Annotated in this window: 14 protein-coding genes and 2 pseudogenes; 9 read left to right on the top strand and 7 right to left on the bottom strand. The window is 61.6% G+C overall.

What is annotated here, in order from left to right; translation table 11 throughout:
- Positions 1–5: 5 nt before the first annotated feature.
- Complete coding sequence (locus ACD578_RS27750; protein ID WP_404295254.1) at positions 6–1,943, bottom strand: putative bifunctional diguanylate cyclase/phosphodiesterase; 1,938 nt, start codon at positions 1,941–1,943, stop codon at positions 6–8.
- A gap of 200 nt (positions 1,944–2,143) precedes the next feature.
- Here ACD578_RS27750 and ACD578_RS27755 point away from each other — a divergent pair, with 200 nt between their 5' ends.
- From ACD578_RS27755 to ACD578_RS27765, 3 genes and pseudogenes are all read left to right on the top strand, one after another.
- Entirely contained in the window at positions 2,144–2,530 is a 387-nt protein-coding gene (locus tag ACD578_RS27755) for a helix-turn-helix domain-containing protein (protein WP_404295257.1), read from the top strand.
- Between the two features lie 121 nt (positions 2,531–2,651).
- Positions 2,652–2,912 carry a CopG family ribbon-helix-helix protein gene (locus ACD578_RS27760; protein WP_404295259.1) on the top strand — a complete coding sequence of 87 codons (261 nt, stop codon included), beginning with the start codon at positions 2,652–2,654 and terminating at the stop codon, positions 2,910–2,912.
- Positions 2,912–3,109, top strand: a pseudogene (locus ACD578_RS27765) (type II toxin-antitoxin system RelE/ParE family toxin); the annotation flags it as partial. The gene ACD578_RS27760 and the pseudogene ACD578_RS27765, both read left to right, overlap by 1 nt.
- A gap of 59 nt (positions 3,110–3,168) precedes the next feature.
- Here the strand turns inward: ACD578_RS27765 and istB are convergent.
- Positions 3,169–3,969 (bottom strand): IS21-like element helper ATPase IstB, encoded by an 801-nt coding sequence (istB, locus tag ACD578_RS27770; RefSeq protein ID WP_404292504.1) that lies wholly within the window; start codon positions 3,967–3,969, stop codon positions 3,169–3,171.
- Positions 3,969–5,258: an IS21 family transposase gene (gene istA, locus ACD578_RS27775; RefSeq protein ID WP_404294640.1), complete on the bottom strand. Its 1,290-nt coding sequence runs from the start codon at positions 5,256–5,258 to the stop codon at positions 3,969–3,971. Before istA ends, istB begins: the two co-directional genes overlap by 1 nt.
- A 1,544-nt stretch (positions 5,259–6,802) precedes the next feature.
- On the opposite strand from istA, the gene ACD578_RS27780 reads away from it, so the two are divergent.
- The 4 genes from ACD578_RS27780 to ACD578_RS27795 all read left to right on the top strand — a co-directional run bounded on the left by ACD578_RS27780 (position 6,803) and on the right by ACD578_RS27795 (position 11,536).
- Positions 6,803–8,392 (top strand): isocitrate lyase, encoded by a 1,590-nt coding sequence (locus ACD578_RS27780; protein WP_404295262.1) that lies wholly within the window; start codon positions 6,803–6,805, stop codon positions 8,390–8,392.
- 108 nt (positions 8,393–8,500) lie between these two features.
- Positions 8,501–8,752, top strand: coding sequence for a hypothetical protein (locus tag ACD578_RS27785; protein ID WP_404295264.1), 252 nt, complete (start codon positions 8,501–8,503; stop codon positions 8,750–8,752).
- A 304-nt stretch (positions 8,753–9,056) separates the two neighbouring features.
- Positions 9,057–9,281, top strand: a complete 225-nt coding sequence (locus ACD578_RS27790; protein ID WP_404295267.1) for a hypothetical protein — start codon at positions 9,057–9,059, stop codon at positions 9,279–9,281.
- Between the two features lie 26 nt (positions 9,282–9,307).
- On the top strand, positions 9,308–11,536 hold the full coding sequence (locus tag ACD578_RS27795; RefSeq protein ID WP_404295483.1) for a malate synthase G: 2,229 nt from the start codon (positions 9,308–9,310) through the stop codon (positions 11,534–11,536).
- Between the two features lie 145 nt (positions 11,537–11,681).
- On the opposite strand, the gene nadC is transcribed toward ACD578_RS27795, so the two are convergent.
- The 4 genes and pseudogenes from nadC to ACD578_RS27815 form a co-directional block, all read right to left on the bottom strand.
- The gene (gene nadC, locus ACD578_RS27800; RefSeq protein ID WP_404295269.1) at positions 11,682–12,557 is read right to left on the bottom strand and encodes a carboxylating nicotinate-nucleotide diphosphorylase; all 876 of its coding nucleotides are present in this window, start codon (positions 12,555–12,557) and stop codon (positions 11,682–11,684) included.
- Positions 12,554–14,151, bottom strand: a pseudogene (locus tag ACD578_RS27805) (L-aspartate oxidase). Before ACD578_RS27805 ends, nadC begins: the two are co-directional and overlap by 4 nt.
- Before the next feature lie 9 nt (positions 14,152–14,160).
- Positions 14,161–15,156, bottom strand: a complete 996-nt coding sequence (gene nadA / locus ACD578_RS27810; RefSeq protein ID WP_404295272.1) for a quinolinate synthase NadA — start codon at positions 15,154–15,156, stop codon at positions 14,161–14,163.
- Positions 15,157–15,314: 158 nt separating this feature from the next.
- The gene (locus ACD578_RS27815; RefSeq protein WP_404295275.1) at positions 15,315–16,301 is read right to left on the bottom strand and encodes an NrtR DNA-binding winged helix domain-containing protein; all 987 of its coding nucleotides are present in this window, start codon (positions 16,299–16,301) and stop codon (positions 15,315–15,317) included.
- A gap of 581 nt (positions 16,302–16,882) precedes the next feature.
- On the opposite strand from ACD578_RS27815, the gene ACD578_RS27820 reads away from it, so the two are divergent.
- A complete protein-coding gene (locus tag ACD578_RS27820) occupies positions 16,883–17,098 on the top strand; it encodes a GcrA family cell cycle regulator (protein WP_404295485.1) in 216 nt (71 codons plus the stop codon).
- Positions 17,099–17,378: 280 nt separating this feature from the next.
- Entirely contained in the window at positions 17,379–17,819 is a 441-nt protein-coding gene (locus ACD578_RS27825; RefSeq protein ID WP_404295276.1) for a hypothetical protein, read from the top strand.
- The last annotated feature ends 118 nt before the right edge of the window (positions 17,820–17,937 follow it).

Raw genomic sequence — 17,937 nt, forward strand, 5'->3', positions numbered from 1 at the left:
TTGAGTTAGGCTGACGGCGCCGATACTGCCGGGTCCAGCGAATAGACCAGCTCATGAGCCGGTTTGGGACGTCCGAAGTAGTAGCCCTGGGCCTCCGTGTAGCCCGCCGTCTGAACCTGGAGGAGCTGCTCCTGCGTCTCAATCCCTTCAGCAACAGTGGACATGCCGAGGCCAGTCCCTAGGCTTGCGATCGATCGTACAATCGTCATCGCATCCCGCCGTGATGAAAGATCCCGCACAAAAGACCGATCGACCTTGATCCGGTCGAATGGAAAACTGCGGAAATAGCTGAGAGATGAATAGCCCGTGCCAAAATCATCAATGGCAATCTGCACTCCCAGCCGGCGCAACTCATGCAGAGCCGCCATCGTCGCTTCGTTCTCATCGAGCAGGGACGTTTCGGTGATCTCCAGTTCGAGCCGCTCTGGAGCAAGCCCGGTACTCTCCAGCGCATGGCGCACGCTTTGCACAAGGGCTCCGTCGCGGAACTGAACCGGCGAGACGTTGACGGCGACCTTGATGTCCCGCGGCCAGTTGACCGCTTCAGCGCAAGCCGTCCGTATGACCCACTCGCCAAGCGGTGAAATCAAGCCAATGTCCTCGGCAACCGGAATGAACTCTGCCGGCGAAACCTTGCCCCATTTGGGATGGCGCCAGCGAAGAAGCGCCTCAAAGCCGTTGATCTCGTTGAGCGTGAGATTAACCTGAGGCTGGAAGAACAGCTCAAACTCATCGTGGGCCAGAGCCTTGCGCAAATCGATCTCAAGCGACCGGCGTGCATCCAATCGCGCTTCCATGCTCGGCTCGAAGTAGCAGAACATGCCGCGCCCTTGAGATTTAGCCTCGTAGAGAGCGAGGTCGGCACGCTTCAGCATCTGATCGGGCGATATAATATCTGCCTCGACCGAGGCGATCCCGATGCTGGTGCCGATGACGATCTCACGCCCGTCGACAGAGTAGGGGGCGCTCAGCTGCTCCACGATGCGTCTCGCAAGAACAGTGCACGGTTCGAGCCCGCCTGGAGCCTCCAGAAGGATTCCAAATTCGTCGCCACCAAGGCGCGCCACTATGCCGCCATCACGCAGGCACCTTCGAAGGCGATCAGCGACAACTTTCAGAAGAGCGTCGCCAATCTCATGACCGAATGTATCGTTGACGCTCTTGAACCGATCAAGATCCAGGCACAGGACAGCAATTCGGATGCCCTTCTGGTGCCACCTGGTGAGATGCGCCGCCAATCGCTCATGGAAGAGCACGCGGTTCGCCAGTCCAGTCAGTGCATCGTGGCTAGCTGCATGGGCGAGATGACTGGTGAGAGCGTGGAGATCCCTATGGGCTCGTTCCAGCAACTGATTATGCCTGCTGAAGAGGCCAATCAGGATCAGTCCCAGCAGGATTAGGCCGAGCGATAGTCCCGAGAAGATCCAGTACAGGCGATTGAGCGCTTTCTGATCCTGGGCGATCCTCTCACCCCCACGGATTTGTGCGTAGGATGCGAGTTGCAGCAATCTTGCCTCCAGCGGCTCCAACAGCTGAAGCGCCTGCTGGACGGAGCCAGGGCGCTCGAGTCCTGTGATAAGAGGCTGCATCAAGGCCAAGACATCAGCGAGACGGCGGAGAGTGGCCAGCTGATCAGGATCGTCCCGAATGATGTTCTGGAAACGGCCCTCAATGAGGAGCGTTGCTCTGCTGAGAAGGATCTCGAAGCGGAGTTCAACTTCGTCCTTGTCGACACCTCGGCCCGGGAGATTGAACGCGTCCAATCGGCGCTCGAGGCGCATAAACTCTGACACCGCCTGGCTGGCCTGCCAGGCTGGGTTATAGTGCGTAATATCTCCCAGCACCTTCTGACGTTCTGTCACCAGCACTGCGATATAGGCGCTCGCCACAAGGAAGCAGACGGCAACGGCACCAAAAATGACTTTGAGGGTGCGCAGTGACACAAACCCATCCTTTGGAGATTATACGTCGATCATATCTCGATGAACCATGACGGAATACTGTTAAGTATCTGTAGATGTACAGAACGCCAATGCAACCGGCTCACCCCCGAGTGCAGTTTGTTCGTTCCAAAATGTTTGTTCAATGACGCTTGTGTTACATTGCAACGAATGCGATTTCCGCGATGAACACCTAACCCAGCTTGATCTTTGATGAGGTGCTTCGGGTCAGGGGAAACAATTATGACAGGGCGGAGATCAAGCGCCTCTACAGTCTCCTGCCAAACAGCTGTCCGAGTGGCTTCAACGGCTTCCTAGCCGACGAAGTTAGCTCCGTTTTCTTCCGGTCGCATCCGCCGGGCTATCGGTTCTTCTCGATAGGCTTCGGTGCCCGCTGGCGTGTGGAGAGCGACGAGCTTCTCTGGAGCCCGATCTCATTGGCCAACAAGTGCCGCAGCAATTCCAAACTGCCTGAACTCGTCGATCTCTACCTGTCGCGCCCTCTGGTAACCGTGCCTCTAGGCGCGAAGCGCTTGAAGGTCACACCCAAGGCCGTCGATCTGATTCTCCTGCTGCTGGGGCCTTACTGAGAGAATTGACCGGCTGGCGACATTACAGGGCCTGGGAAATCGGCTAGAGGCAAGGGGACCCGGAACCAACTCGACTTAATCAAACTTAATCACTACGATTGACTATGATCGGGAGAATGAGATGAAAACTAAGGTCCTGACGGCTCATGTGCCGCTGCCTCTCGCTGAGAAGGTGGATGAGATGGCGACCAGGCTGGAACGATCCCGAGGCTGGATCGTCAAGCAGGCCCTCTCCGCCTGGATCGCGCGGGAAGAGGAGCGCAGGCAGCTCACACTTGAGGCACTGGCAGATGTGGATGCTGGCCGAGTTATCGATCATCAGGCCGTGCAGGCATGGGCGGACAGCCTCGACAGTGACAATCCTCTGCCGCCCCCCCGCTGATGGGCCTCAAATGGACAGAAAAGGCGCTATCGGACCTGACGCGCCTCTACGATTTTCTCGCGCCGATCAACAAGTCGGCTGCCGCAAAGGCGGTCCAATCGCTAACGGCCGCACCAAGACGGTTACTGGAACATCCTCGTATCGGGGAACAACTGCATGAACTCGAGCCTCGCGAGGTTCGCCGGATCCTCGTCGGACAGTTGTCAAGCGAACCGAAGAATTGACCCCTTGAGCGAATTGAAGATCTAACCCCCTCTCATTGCTTTGTGGCTCCCTCGGTTTCGAATGCCGCTCCAGCCTTTTGCAGTAGGCCGGAACGGCGCTTTTCGCGCAGCCGGTAGCTGTCACCGCGGATGGTGATCACCGTCGAATGATGCAGCAGGCGATCCAGAATCGCCGTCGCCACAACGGCGTCGCCAAACACCGATCCCCATTCGCCCACGGAGCGGTTGGAGGTGATCAGGATCGAGCCGCGCTCGTAGCGGCGCGATACCAGCTGGAAGAACAGATGCGCTGCATTGGCTTCGAACGGCAGGTAGCCGAGCTCGTCGATGATCAGCAGCTTCGGCCGTGCTAGGATCGTCAGCTGCTTGTCGAGCACGCCATCGTCATGGGCCTTGGCCAGCATCGCCACCAGCGTGGCAGCCGTGACGAACTGCACGCTGCAGGTCTGCCGGATCGCCTCCCGCCCGAGCGCCACCGCTAAATGGGTCTTGCCGGTGCCTGGAGGTCCTAAAAGCAAAACCGCGTCACCATGCGCAATCCAGCGGCAGGTCGCCAACTCCCGGATCTGCCGCGGATCCAGCGACGGCTGCGCGTCGAACTCAAAGCCGTCGAGTTCCCGCACAAACGGGAACTGCGCGATCTTGCTCGCCATGGCAATCCGCCGCTCGTCGCGCCGTGCGATCTCGCGCCTAACCAGGAACGCCAGGGCCTCGCGCAAGGTCATGTCGGAACGGGCTGCTTCGTCCAGCAGCGTGTCGAGCTGGTCGCGGATCGCCGTCAGCTTGAGCCGGTCGAGCATCGTCACCAGCCCCTCGTGATCGACACCCGTCATCACCAGCCTCCTCCCACAAGCGCCTCATACTCGGCCAGCGGCCGCAACAGGGCGGGAGGCGGATCGAGGTCCGCCGACGCCGATCGCACCGGCCCGGCCGCGCCGACCACGCCGGTCAGGTGCGCCCGCTCGACAATCCGTTGCCGGCGCCCCCGGCACAAGGCATGGTCGGCCACCACCTCACCGGCATGGCGCACGATCACCCGCCCACCCAGCACCACCACCTGGACGCTCTCCCCGATCAGCCGCCAGGGCACCGAGTAGCTGTTCGTGTCCAGGTCGATGGCGCAGTCCGCCTGAACCTTGCGCACCAGATCCCGCAACTGCCCAAACGGGGCTCGTCCGCCGAGGGGGCGAAGCGCCCCGGCCTCGGACGCAAAGCGCTCCGCCGGAGCCACGCCTGTCGTGCCATGCACCCGCTGATCGGCGATCTCGCGCGTCCACCGGTCCAGATGGGCCTCGAGGGCCGCCCAGCTCTCGAAGCAGCGGCCGGCAATGGCGTTCTTCTTGACGTAGCCGACCCCACGCTCGTCCTTTCCCTTGGTGCGCGCCCGGTAGGGCGCACAGACGCGCGGGGTAAATCCCCAGTAGCGGGCAAAGGCGTGAAGCCGTCCATTGAAGCGCACCTCCCGTGTTGCCGCATCGTGATGCTCGACCAGCGCCTTGGCATTGTCGAACAGCACTTCGGCCGGAACCCCGCCAAAGCGCAGAAAGGCGCCTTCCATACCCTCGAACCAGTCCGCCTGGCGTTCCCGCAGCGAGGGACGGATATGCAGCCGGCGCGAGTAGCCCAGGGTGGCCACAAACAGGTGCACCCGCACCCGCTCGCCACCGATCCACACCCGCGTGTCGCCGAAGTCGATCTGCATCTGCTGACCCGGTGCCGTCTCAAACCGCACGGTTGCGCGCATCTGCGCCTTCAGCTCGCGGCGCCAGCGTTGCACCCGCAACTCCACCGAGCGCAGCCCGATGACGATCCCGTGCTCGCTCGCCAGTTCCTGGCGGACCACGTCGGCATTGCCGCCATGCCGGAAGAAGCGCTCCCGCAGCCAGTCATCCAAGCCGTCGAACGCGGTCCGGCGCACGGGCTTGCGGAACGCCACAGCCCCGCCCTCGCGCAAATACCGCCGCACTGTGTTGCGGGCGCAGCCGAATTCCTTGGCCAGCCGCTTGGCACCCCAGCCAAGCTCATGAAGCCGCAGCATCGCGGCCACCTCCTCAGCCTGAAGCATCTCCTCTCCCCGCATCGTCCGCGACAATGCAGGATCCACTGAAACCCCAGTCGACATCTATTCCTCCTTTGCCAAGGAGGGGGTCAGTTCTTCGTTTCGTCAGGGGGGCAGTTTCTCAGTTCGGCCGACAACAGTATGAAATGCGCTACGAGGTCCGGGGGCCCGATATTTATATTCTACGGCTCTGGCACACGCGCGAAGATCGATAGGGTGTTGGGCGAGCCGAGGCCATCGGAGCTACCGGACATGGGTGAGCCACGCCAAGAGAAGACCGGCCGGCGGCCCGATCGTGCTTAGGGTCCGTCTAATAACCGGCCTGGTCATATATTAGACGCAGAGAGTCATAGTCGGGTGGCCTGTAATGGATGATGCGACGTTTCAGATCCTTACGCTGGCAGAGGAATGGCCGGTGATGAATAGCGCGCCGTGTTCTGGTTCAAGCACCAGCCAAATTCCAGGCTGATCAACCCCATTGAACTTATCCACCCTGAAGTATGTCTGAGGGCTCACAGGAGGACCAGTTCCCAACCATGCAGGAACTCTGCGCCTGGCTCGGCGTCCAGAGTTGAAGAGCAACTTTGGGCGCGGAGCTCCAGCTTGAAGGGCCTGGAAACGCGGGATCGATCCGGCCAACCCTCAACTCCGTCTGCGGTGCAGAGATATGCCAGGGGTTGGTACGGGTTCTCCCCGTTCACCGATGATTCAGCGCGAGCGCTTCATCTTGAGGGACCGGTCGCCCAACCGTACTCCCGGCCAAGCCCAGGACCTCCTATCTCTCTTATCGCTGGACTTGGTCGGGTTTCCATCCATCTCGCTGGTCCAGCAGCTGTCAGCGGATCAGGATGGGGTTTTCGGTCTCAGGCCCAAAGGATCACAGGCGTTTGCTCAGGTGAGAACGGATGCCCAGGAGGCTGTCGAGCCCAAACGCAAAGGCCACTGCAAATCCAGCAGTGAGAGAAGCGACAACAAGAGCGACACAAAAGGACAGTATCGGGAACACACCAATTCGGGCGATGCATAGGCGCAGACGGCTGGGTATCGATCAAGGGAGATTCGGTCGGTGTCTCGCCTTCGCGCGAGGCTGAGACTTTCCTGCATCAATGTATTCTCGCGGGAGCACGGTTGCGGAATACCGTATTCAAATGTCGTCCCAGAACTTCATGGTCGACTGGGGCTGGTACGTCCGCCTTGCCTTCGCCTCCATGGCTGGAATGGGGTGCAATTCCGCCCCATTGAGAGGCTTCAATGCCTCTAGTGATGTCAGCACAAGAGGCTAAATTGTAAAAACCGTGACACCTGACTTGTCACACCCTTGAGGGAGCAATGCCTTCCCTCGCTCATCCGAGTGGCTTGGCCTTTAGGATGAGATATCCTCCAGAGGTAACAATCACATAGGCAGCCGTGATCGGACCTCACGGTTTTTCAGCAGCGTTTCCAAGATGTTGGTCTAAGCACGGCTATCTAACTACACTGTAAATAATTTACAGATTTACACTCGACTCCTTGTAAAGATTTTCACCTCGACTTTTACTGAACTTTCCGGCCTGACACGCGCCCTATACTGCCAATCCAGCGATCCCTTTTAGTCGAGGAATACGGATATGGCGTACCAAGATCAGATCACGCAGGCTCAAATGCTCATCGAGGGTCAGGGCACCTGGAATGGCATCGATCCGGAGCCGGTTGCCCGCATGCGGCTGCAGAACCGGTTCAAGACCGGCCTCGATATCGCCCGCTACACCGCCGGGATCATGCGCGAGGACATGGCGGCCTATGATGCCGACCCGTCGCTCTACACCCAGTCGCTGGGCTGCTGGCATGGCTTCATCGGCCAGCAGAAGATGATCGCGATCAAGAAGCATTTCGGCTCGACCAAGCGCCGTTACCTTTATCTCTCCGGCTGGATGGTGGCAGCGCTCCGTTCGGAGTTCGGCCCGCTCCCTGATCAGTCGATGCACGAGAAGACCAGCGTTCCTGCCCTGATCGAAGAGCTCTACACCTTCCTGCGCCAGGCCGATGCCCGCGAGCTTGGGCTTCTGTTCCGCGATCTCGATGCTGCCCGCAAAGCCGGCAACACGGTCAAGGAGCGTGAGATCGTCAGCGCCATCGACAACTACCAGACCCATGTCGTTCCAATCATTGCCGACATCGATGCCGGCTTCGGCAATGCGGAGGCAACGTATCTGCTTGCCAAGAAGATGATTGAGGCTGGCGCCTGCTGCCTTCAGATCGAGAACCAGGTCTCGGACGAGAAGCAGTGCGGTCACCAGGACGGCAAGGTCACCGTTCCACACGAGGATTTCCTCGCCAAGATCCGCGCCATCCGCTACGCCTTCCTCGAGCTCGGCGTCGATGACGGTCTGATTGTCGCCCGCACGGACTCGCTCGGCGCCGGCCTCACCAAGCAGATCGCCTTCAGCCGTCAGCCGGGCGATATCGGCGACCTGTACAACGGCTTCCTCGATTGCGAGGAGATCACGCCGGAGAACTGCACCAACGGCGATGTGGTGATCAACCGCAACGGCAAGCTGCTGCGGCCGAAGCGGCTGGCGAGCAATCTGTTTCAGTTCCGCCCCGGTACGGGTCAGGATCGTTGCGTGCTCGACTGCATCACCGCGCTGCAGAACGGCGCGGACCTCTTATGGATCGAGACCGAGAAGCCGCATGTCGAGCAGATCGCCGGTATGGTCGACCGCATCCGCGAGGTCATCCCGAACGCGAAGCTGGTGTACAACAACTCACCGTCCTTCAACTGGACGCTCAACTTCCGCCAGCAGGTCTTTGACGCTTGGGAGAAGGCCGGCAAGGACGTGTCCAAGTATGACCGCGCCAAGCTGATGAGCGTGGACTATGACAACACCGAGCTGGCTAAGGAAGCCGACGAGCGTATCCGCACCTTCCAGGCCGACGGAGCCAAGCGCGCCGGCATCTTCCACCACCTGATCACGCTGCCGACCTATCACACGGCGGCGCTCTCCACCGACAACTTGGCCAAGGAGTATTTCGGCAGCGAGGGCATGCTGGGCTACGTGCGCAACGTTCAGCGCCAGGAGATCCGCCAGGGCATCGCCTGCGTCAAGCACCAGAACATGGCGGGCTCCGACATCGGCGATGACCACAAGGAATTCTTTGCCGGTGAGGCTGCCCTCAAGGCAGGCGGTGCTCACAACACCATGAACCAGTTCGGCTAGGGCCTAAATTGTCCGTCATGCCTGCATTGCGCTACGCATGACGGACGCTGACAGACCGTTGATATTCCGAATGCTGTAATCGCCTTCGCGTTTAACAGGAGTGAGACCATGACTGCATCAGAAAAGCCGCACCTGACGAGCAGAATCGAGGAGGCAGCCAGCTCGATGTCTCCTGAGCAGGAATCGGCTCTGCGGATCCTTGCGAACGAACTCCACCGGACGAACGAGGCGGTGATGAACTGCGTCAGCCATGGCCTTTCGGTCGAGCTGCAAAGGGTCAAGCGCTTCCATTCGGAGAAAGGCTACTGGGGCGATCTGATCGTACCAATCGTGGTCAAGCAGAGCAATGAACAGCGCTGAAGTGCAACAAGAAGCCTCGAACAGGGTTCGAACTGCACGGGGCTTCTTTTGGGGCAATGAGACTCACCCCTGTTGCACATCAAAATGAATGGCACACGAAACACGTGCATCGATGGGTTCTGCCGCTTCCACGACCATCCCCGCTGCCGACTGAGCTCATGACATCGCCCCGAATTTGCATGTAAAGTCGTGGAAGGAAGATGGTCTGAAGATCAGTCGTCAGTAGTACGACCCCGTAGCTGATCCAGTCGCCCTCTGCTCAGGGCTCTCCACGGATGACAGCGAGGAATGACGAAAGTTGATCATGAGCAAAGATTACTCGGCGAACGAAGAGTTATCCAAACAGCTGGGGGATCTCTTGGCAGACGATGTCTTCGAGCATCCCGCTGCGCGGGCGACGGCACGGCTTGTTGCTGAACATGATCTTTCGATACTCACGCCTGACCAGCGCTTCATCTACGACTGGCACATCAGGCCATATCTCCGCGGCGCCCACTCTGACGAGGATCCTGAATGCATGTCAATTTGAATCCCGGGGATCTCCAAGACGGTGGGATAGTGCACGTCCAGACGAACGGCCTCCAGGTTGCACCGGTTCTTCACGATTTCATCGAGCGGGAGGCGATTGCCGGCACGGGGCTGTCGAGTGCTGTCTTCTGGGGCGGCTTGGCCGGGCTCGTCCGGGATTTCGCGCCGCGCGACCGCGAGCTGCTCGCCGTCCGTGACAAGATCCAGGCCCAGATCGACGAGTATCATCGCGCCCGGACCGGAAAGGCCTTCGATCAGGCGGATTACGAGCGCTTCCTGCGCGACATCGGCTATGTGCTGCCCGAGCCGGAGGATTTCTCCGTCGGGACGCAGCATGTGGACGACGAGATCGCCCGCATCGCCGGTCCCCAGCTCGTGGTGCCGGTCTCCAATGCCCGCTACGCGCTCAATGCCGCCAACGCCCGCTGGGGCAGCCTGTACGATGCGCTCTATGGCACCGACGCCGTCCCGGAGGAGGACGGTGCCGCCCGCTCCGGCGGCTACAACAAGGCACGGGGCGCCAAAGTGGTCGAGCGTGCCCGCGAGGTGCTGGACCGGGCGGCGCCCCTGGCCAGCGGCAGCCACCGGGATGCCGTGGCTTACGCCGATCAGGGCGGCGCCCTCTTCGTCACGCTGCAGGACGGCACCGAGACCGGCCTCATGGATCCGACCCAGTTCGTCGGCTACCAGGGCGAGGCTGCCAATCCGTCCTCCGTGCTCCTGCGCCACAACAACCTGCACCTGGACATCCGGATCGACCGCTCGCATCCGATCGGCGCCGACGATCCGGCCGGAATCGCCGATGTGGTGCTGGAATCGGCGGTCTCGACCATCATGGACCTGGAGGACTCCGTTGCGGCGGTGGATGCCGAGGACAAGGTCCAGGTCTACCGCACCTGGCTCGGGCTCATGAAGGGCGACCTCGTCGAGAGCTTCGAGAAGGGCGGACGCACCATCGAGCGCCGTCTCAACCCGGACTGCGTTTACACGATGCCCAACAGCGGCGAGTTGCGCTTGCACGGGCGCAGCCTCATGCTGGTGCGCAACGTCGGCCACCACATGTTCACCGATGCGGTGCTGGACGAGGACGGCCAGGAGATTCCTGAGACCATTCTCGATGCCGCCGTCACCTCGCTGATCGCCATCCATGATCTCAAGGGCTCGGGACCGATCCGCAACAGTCGCGCGGGTTCGGTCTATATCGTGAAGCCCAAGATGCACGGTCCGGACGAGGTGGCTTTCGCCAACGACCTCTTCGGTGCCGTCGAGGATATGTTGAGCCTTGCCCGCAACACGCTGAAGATGGGCATCATGGACGAGGAGCGGCGCACCTCCGTCAACCTCAAGGCCTGCATCAAGGCAGCGTCCGAGCGCATCGTGTTCATCAACACGGGCTTCCTGGACCGCACCGGCGACGAAATCCACACGTCCATGGAAGCCGGCCCCATGGTCCGCAAGAACGACATGAAGGCGACCGCCTGGATCAAGGCCTACGAGGACAACAACGTGGATGTGGGGCTCGCCTGCGGCCTACCTGGCAAGGCCCAGATCGGCAAGGGCATGTGGGCGGCGCCCGACAAGATGGCCGACATGCTGGAGCAGAAGATCGGCCATCCTCAGGCCGGCGCCAACACCGCCTGGGTGCCGTCGCCCACCGCAGCGACGCTTCATGCGCTCCACTATCATCAGATCGACGTGCAGGTCCGTCAGGAGGAGCTGAAGGAGCGTCCGCGCGCGAAGCTCTCCGACATCCTGACCATTCCGGTGTCGCAGTCGAACTGGGCGCCGGATGCGGTGCAGCAGGAGCTCGACAACAATTGCCAGGGCATCCTCGGCTACGTGGTGCGCTGGATCGACCAGGGCGTTGGCTGCTCCAAGGTGCCGGACATCCACGACGTCGGGCTGATGGAGGATCGCGCCACCTTGCGCATTTCGAGCCAGCACCTCGCCAACTGGCTGCGCCACAGCATCGTCTCGAAGGACCAGGTGATGCAGACCCTGCGCCGCATGGCGGAGGTGGTGGACCGGCAGAATGCGGGTGATCCGCTCTATCGTCCCATGACGCCGAAATTCGAGGGCCCGGCCTGGAACGCCGCCTGCGACCTGATCTTCAAGGGCGCCGAGCAGCCCAACGGCTATACCGAATGGATCCTGCACGCGCGCCGCCGCGAGGCGAAGGCCGCAGGGGCGCCGGCTCGGATTGGATCATCTGGGATAGCAAGCGCGAAAGAGGCTTCCGTGAGGCTAAGATCCTGAAGCAGCGTGTCTGGGATCGGTCAAGTTCTGAACGGAGGTTTGGCTACAATGGCCAATCGTGCCCATCCAGCATCTATCTGATGATCCGCTGGAGCGCTGGCCTCACAACTTCTACCGGGAGCTCAGACTTGCCTAACAAGCGGCCTCAGGCAACGTCAAGACCGAGGTCAAGAATGGGAGCGCTGTGCGTGATCCAGCCCGTCGAGATCAGATCCACGCCTGTGGCTGCGATCGCGGGTGCTGTCGCGACTGTAATTCGGCCAGAGGCTTCCGTGATGGCTCGCCGGTTCACCCGCCGCACCGCCTCCGAGAGGGTCTCAGGGCTCATGTTGTCGAGCAGGATCGCATCGGCGCCAACCTCCAACACCTCATCCAGCTGATCAAGGGTATCGACCTCAATCTCGATCTTGACGAGATGCCCCACGGCCACGCGTGCGCGCTCCAGGGCTGGCTTGACCCCTCCGGCAATGGCGATGTGGTTGTCCTTGATCAGGACCGCATCATCGAGCCCAAAGCGATGGTTGGCTCCACCTCCGGCCCGGACCGCATGCTTTTCAAGCGAGCGCAGTCCTGGCGTCGTTTTGCGCGTGCAGACGATCCGGGCATGGCCATATGGACGCACCGCATCGACAAGAGCAGCCGTTGCCGTTGCGATGCCTGACAGACGGCAGAGGAGATTGAGAGCAACCCGCTCCGCCGAGAGAATGCTCCGGGCCGGGCCGCCCACCCGAAGCACGGCCTCTCCGCGTTCCACCCGGCTGCCGTCGGGGCGGTCGACGGCCACTGTGATGGCAGGGTCGATCAAGGTGAAGGCCAGGAGCGCCGCGTTGACGCCCGCGACTACACCTGGCTCACGCGCCACAATGGCCCCACGCCGTCTGGCATCGGCAGGGATGACAGCATCGGTCGTGATATCGCCGGCCCGGCCCAGATCCTCGAGCAAGGCTGCGCGCACGATGGGCTCCACCAGAAGCTGCGGGAGCGGCGCGAGAGCGTCTCGTGTAGTGGTGATCGGCTTCATGCGACTCTCCTGACAGGCACGGCTGTGTTGTTGTCGATCTCGGCTGCGATGCGCAGCGCCTGATCGAGGGTCATGTCGGTATGCTGTTCCGGCACCAGGGCAGAGTGATCGAGCCGCTGATGAGCGCCCCGGCTCTCCTGCCGGGTGTACGCCGCAGTCGCAATCAACAGGCCGACCAGGGCAGCATTGCGTGCTCCTCCTGAGTGGCTATCGAACACCTGCTGGCGGAAGCGACGGATGGCCTGCTGTAAACCAGGCGCGTCACGCAGCACACCAACCTGGTGATCCATGATCGACCGGATCTGTTTCAGATGGGAAGGCTGCTGATCAGAGATGGGCCGATGCTGCGCGGCAAGAGACGGTGAGACTGGCTGCTTCGTGGGCTGCCGACTTACCGCTCCCTTGATATCCTCTGCAATCCAGGCGGCATAGGCCAGCGCCTCCAGGAGCGAGTTGCTCGCCAGCCGGTTAGCCCCGTGTAAGCCTGTCGAGGATACTTCACCGCACGCCCAGAGCCCCTCGACAGAGCTGCGCCCGTGATCATCCACCTTGATGCCGCCCATATGGTAATGAGCGGCCGGGCGCACGGGGATCGGATCACGAACCGGATCAAAGCCGGCGGCCTGGCACAGCGCCGTCACCCCCGGAAATTTGCGGATGATCTGCTGCCCAAGGGCCTGTCGCGTGTCGAGGAGCACACGCTCACCGGTGCAGATCTGAGCAAAGATCGCCCGGGCCACCACGTCGCGCGGCGCCAGTTCCCCTCCGGGGACGTCTTGCATGAAGCGCTCGCCGCGGCTGTTGACGAGCGTTGCCCCTTCGCCACGCAGGGCTTCGGTGGCCAACGGCATCGGATCAAGCCCAGCCGCAATTGCTGTGGGATGGAACTGAACGAACTCGAGATCGCGCAGGACAGCCCCCACACGGGCCGCCAACGCCAGCCCGCCACCCAATGCGCCCAAGGGATTGGTGGTGTGGGCGTAGAGCCCCCGATTCCGCCTGTCGCCAGAACCACGGCCTGGCCGGGGATCAGGATGGGCTCATTACTTCCGTCAGATTTCCAGGGAGCGCAGCGCACACCGGCCACTGCACGGTTGGCGGCGAGCACCAGATCCGTGACACGGTGGTTCTCCAGGATCTGAATGGAGGGAGCGTTCCTGACAGCACGGATGAGTGCGTCCAGAACACGTTTGCCGGTTCTGTCCCCATCCGCATGAACAATCCGCCGGCGGGAGTGCGCGGCTTCCAGTCCCAGGATCAGGTCATCCCCAGATGGAGCGCGATCGAAGGCTGCGCCTTGAGCGACCAGCCACTCGATGCAGGAGGGGGCAGCGGCCGCCACTCGGGCAGCCACATCGGGATCGCTGAGACCAGCACCCGCCTGAAGGGTATCGGCGGCGTGCAGGGCAGGATCGTCATCTGCTCCGAGGGCGGCCGCAATCCCACCCTGCGCCAGAGGCGTGGAGGCGTGCTGTCCCAGAGGGGACGCTACGAGCAAGGTCACGGGCAGCGGCGCCAGGTGCAGGGCAGTTGCGAGCCCTGCGATGCCGCCACCCACGACCACGACACGGTCGCGCGGATTGGCTGTTCTCATGGCCAGCCCTCAGCGAACAGCAAGCATGCGCTCGACAGCCAACCGCGCCCGCTCGGCCACCATTGGATCAATCGTGACCTCATGCTGACGCTGCTCAAGGGCACGGCGGATCTTGGGCAGGGTGATCCGCTTCATGTGCGGGCACAGGTTGCACGGCCGCACGAACTCGACCTCAGGATACAGAGCCGCCACGTTGTCGCTCATCGAGCACTCAGTCACGAGAGCGACACGGGCGGGTCGCTTTTCGCCGACATAGTCAGCCATCCCGGCCGTCGATCCGGCATAGTCCGCCTCCGCCACCACCTCGGGCGGTGCCTCCGGATGGGCCAGTACGACCACGTCCGGATAGCTCTCGCGCACGGCGCGGATATCCTCAGGGGTGAAGCGCTCGTGCACCTCGCAGTGGCCGGCCCAGGTGATGATCTCAATGCCGGGCACCAGGGCGGCCGTGTTCTGGGCCAGGAACTCGTCCGGCAGCATGATCACGCGGTCGACACCGAGAGACTCGATGACCTTCTTGGCATTGCCCGACGTGCAGCAGATGTCCGACTCAGCCTTCACGGCAGCCGACGTGTTCACATAGGTGACGACAGGTACGCCCGGGTAGCGCGCCCGTAGCTGGCGCACATCCTCGGCCGTGATCGACTCCGCCAAGGAGCAGCCGGCCTGATCATCTGGAATGAGCACCGTCTTGTCCGGATTGAGAAGTTTGGCGGTCTCAGCCATGAAGTGCACGCCGGCGAGCACAATCACATCGGCATCGGTGTTCACGGCCTCACGGGCCAGGGCCAGGCTGTCGCCGACGATGTCAGCCACCGTGTGGAAGATCTCGGGTGTTTGGTAGTTGTGGGCCAGGATGACTGCATTGTGCTCGCGCTTGAGGGCAAGGATGGCCTCGATGTCGCCGGCATAGAATGGCCACTCCATGGCCGGCACGTGATGCCGCACACGGGCATAAAGATCGGGCAAGGGCAGGGACACAGGCACCATCGGAGCAGCGGACATGGCAGCCTCCTATGCTCATTATGAGCATTAGCTGTTCATAGTAATGCTCATTATGAGCATTGGCGGACTATAAGAAAACCGGCTGGATAGCCGGCACATCACTTATGCTAGACCCGAGTATAAGCTCGCGTCAACCCACAAATTGCCGCAACAGTGGCTCACCTCAAGCGGGGGAGCCGCACGCCGGGAGCCGGTCGCTCGACCAGCACCTCACGCCGAAAGCGCACGAGCCGGGCCGGGCGTCCGCCCGTCTCGGATGAGATCTCCCCGGTCTCTTCCACCAGCCCCTGCATCTCGACCAGCCGACGGAAGTTCTGTTTGTGCAGGCGTACTCCAGACAGAGCTTCAACGGTTTTCTGAAGGTCCAGCAGAGTGAAGGACGAGGGCATCAGCTCAAAGATCACAGGTCGGTATTTGATCTTGCCGCGCAGGCGGCCAATGGCCGTGGCCAAAATCCGCCGATGGTCAAGCGCCATCGGCTTCCCGGGAGCAAGCCGCACCTTCGCGGAAACGGGAGGCTGTGCGTCTCGCACAGCCTCCGGTACTAGACCAGCCTCGAACAGGAGTTCGTAGCGCTCCAGCACCCGCTCGTCGGTCCATGTGCCAGATTCGAAGCCGAATGTGAGTTCGATCCGTTCCTCCCGAAAGGTCTTGAGAGACTTCCCACCTGTACGAGCCCAAGCCTTCAAGGCTGGTTCGATGGCCTTGAGGGCCTGTGGGCAGCCCTCACGCCAGTCCTCCCACGGAAGATAGCTGTACCAGTTCCGCCAAGCGGCATGGGCCAGCCCGGCCGGTCGCGCCTCCCGCACAAGAGCCAGATAGGCAATCGACAGGGAATGGCCAACACCCTCGACGTCAGCCTCAGCTCGGTCCCGATCGCCGAAGGTGTAAAGCTGCTCAACATAGCCTAGGGTCAGTTGGGTTTGCTCGGCCACCCACGTCCGCAACCCCATCTCCAGAGTGCGATGCTGCGACTGCAATGGGCCTGAGGGCAGTCCCTCAAGGTGCTGCGGAGTGGCTCGGATCGTGAGTACCCGTGGCTCGTCCGGTGTGGCGGCCATGATCACGGCACTGAGATCGACAGTCGGGGCAACATAAGGCTGCTTGAGGGTCTTGGGTTGCCGGGAGGTCGGAGCAGAGGGCATGGAAACTCAAAAGCTACAGGATCTGAGGCACAATGGTGGAAGTCTTCGCGCCTTCTGTCGAGGGCTTTGTGGCAGAGGCAGGACTAAGCACCTCGATTGCAAATTGAATTGTTGGAGGCGAATGCCACAGACGAATAAGACGAGCGCTGACGCAGCCAGCGCTGGAGAGCGAAGCGTTGGGCTGCTGAAGATGGGAGCGGTATCACGATTCTTCCTGCGCATGGAACGAACCCGACGTGGGAACCTTGGCGGCCACATGGGGTTAGTGGCGGGGCAGCGTGCCCGGGTCAGCAACCCATTGCTCCCTAACCTTCTCTTTCGAAACGTGCCTTCATGAAGCGACTCACCCCTTACCGGTCACAGGCTATCGATTTTTGGCTGACGGCCACGGCGACTTCGGCTGCCATTGCCCTCATCACCTTATGCGCTCAACTTCCGTAGGAAGACTCCCGATCATCCGCGACGCAGTGGCTCCGCGATCCGACATGTCATCGCTCAATCTGTTGATAGCTCAAGCGGGCATGGAACTCAGCCAAGCCCTCATTGAGTTGCCGCAGATCCATGGATCGGATGCCAGAGCCATGCCTGAGATCAGCGAGCCGTCCGCGCGGACCCAAACAACCCTGTTCAAGCTCCGGGCGCGGCAATGCCGTTCTATCGTCTCGGACGATCGGTCCGAAGTGATTTTCTGCGGAGGGGAGACGCAGGATGGATCGAGCTGGTGCCCATGGCACAGGCGTTTGGTCTACACGAGGCCAATGATGGCTGGATCAGGTGCTGGGAAACGCTTTGCATGAGAAATCGGGATCGCCGCCCGAAATGGGATCAGCGTTTTAGAGGTCGTTTGCAATGGCTGAGCAGTCCTTAACATTGGCCTACGGGAAATCCCATCCCCTTCAGGGGATCGGGAGGAGGGCAGGCTGGCAGCATTGCCAGCACGGTCAGCGTGGGCGAAGCTTGACCGTATCCGGTTTGTTCTTGCCATGAGGGCATGGGAAGGGTCTCGCTTTATCGCCTAAGTTGGCTGCCGAACGGGCAGCTTGCGGCGAGGCGCACAAGGAGGCGGCGTGGGAATGGATGGATCTCGTCGCCGTTCCCAACAAAGCGCGGCCGGCCGGTGAACAATGGCCGGGACGGGATGTGCTACAGAACGTCACCAAAGGAAATTACCGTCTGCATTCGCAGACGATCGAGATGATCGCCCGTCAGTTCCTGGCGAACAGCGAGGCGACAACGGAGCGGCGACGCAATGAGCCCTCGTCTCGCACATGGCTACGCTATCCGCATCGCGAGAAGGCGTTCCATCCGCTCTCCTGGCCGGCGCAGGCCGGGACCTACCAGAAAAGCGCCAAGCGCCTGATCCTGCCGATGGGCCGTGGTCGGAAATCGCTCGTGGTCAAGATTGCTCTCGCGTTCGAGCCAGGCCGCGTGAAGCTCGCTTGGCAAGACGGCTATGAGCTCCACGTCGTGGCTCGGGATGAACAACCGAGCGGTTGCGTCAGCACCGGAACGTCGTAGGAGCCCGGGCACGAGCCTGAGGCGTCAGATCCAGATGCTTGGGCCGCCCTTCCACAAGGCGGACCTTCAGAACCCCCCAGGGACACTGGATTGCCGGTGCGTCGCAAGACGCTGCCCG

Origin of the sequence: Microvirga sp. RSM25 (assembly GCF_044784385.1) — a bacterium.
Lineage (GTDB): Bacteria > Pseudomonadota > Alphaproteobacteria > Rhizobiales > Beijerinckiaceae > Microvirga > Microvirga tunisiensis.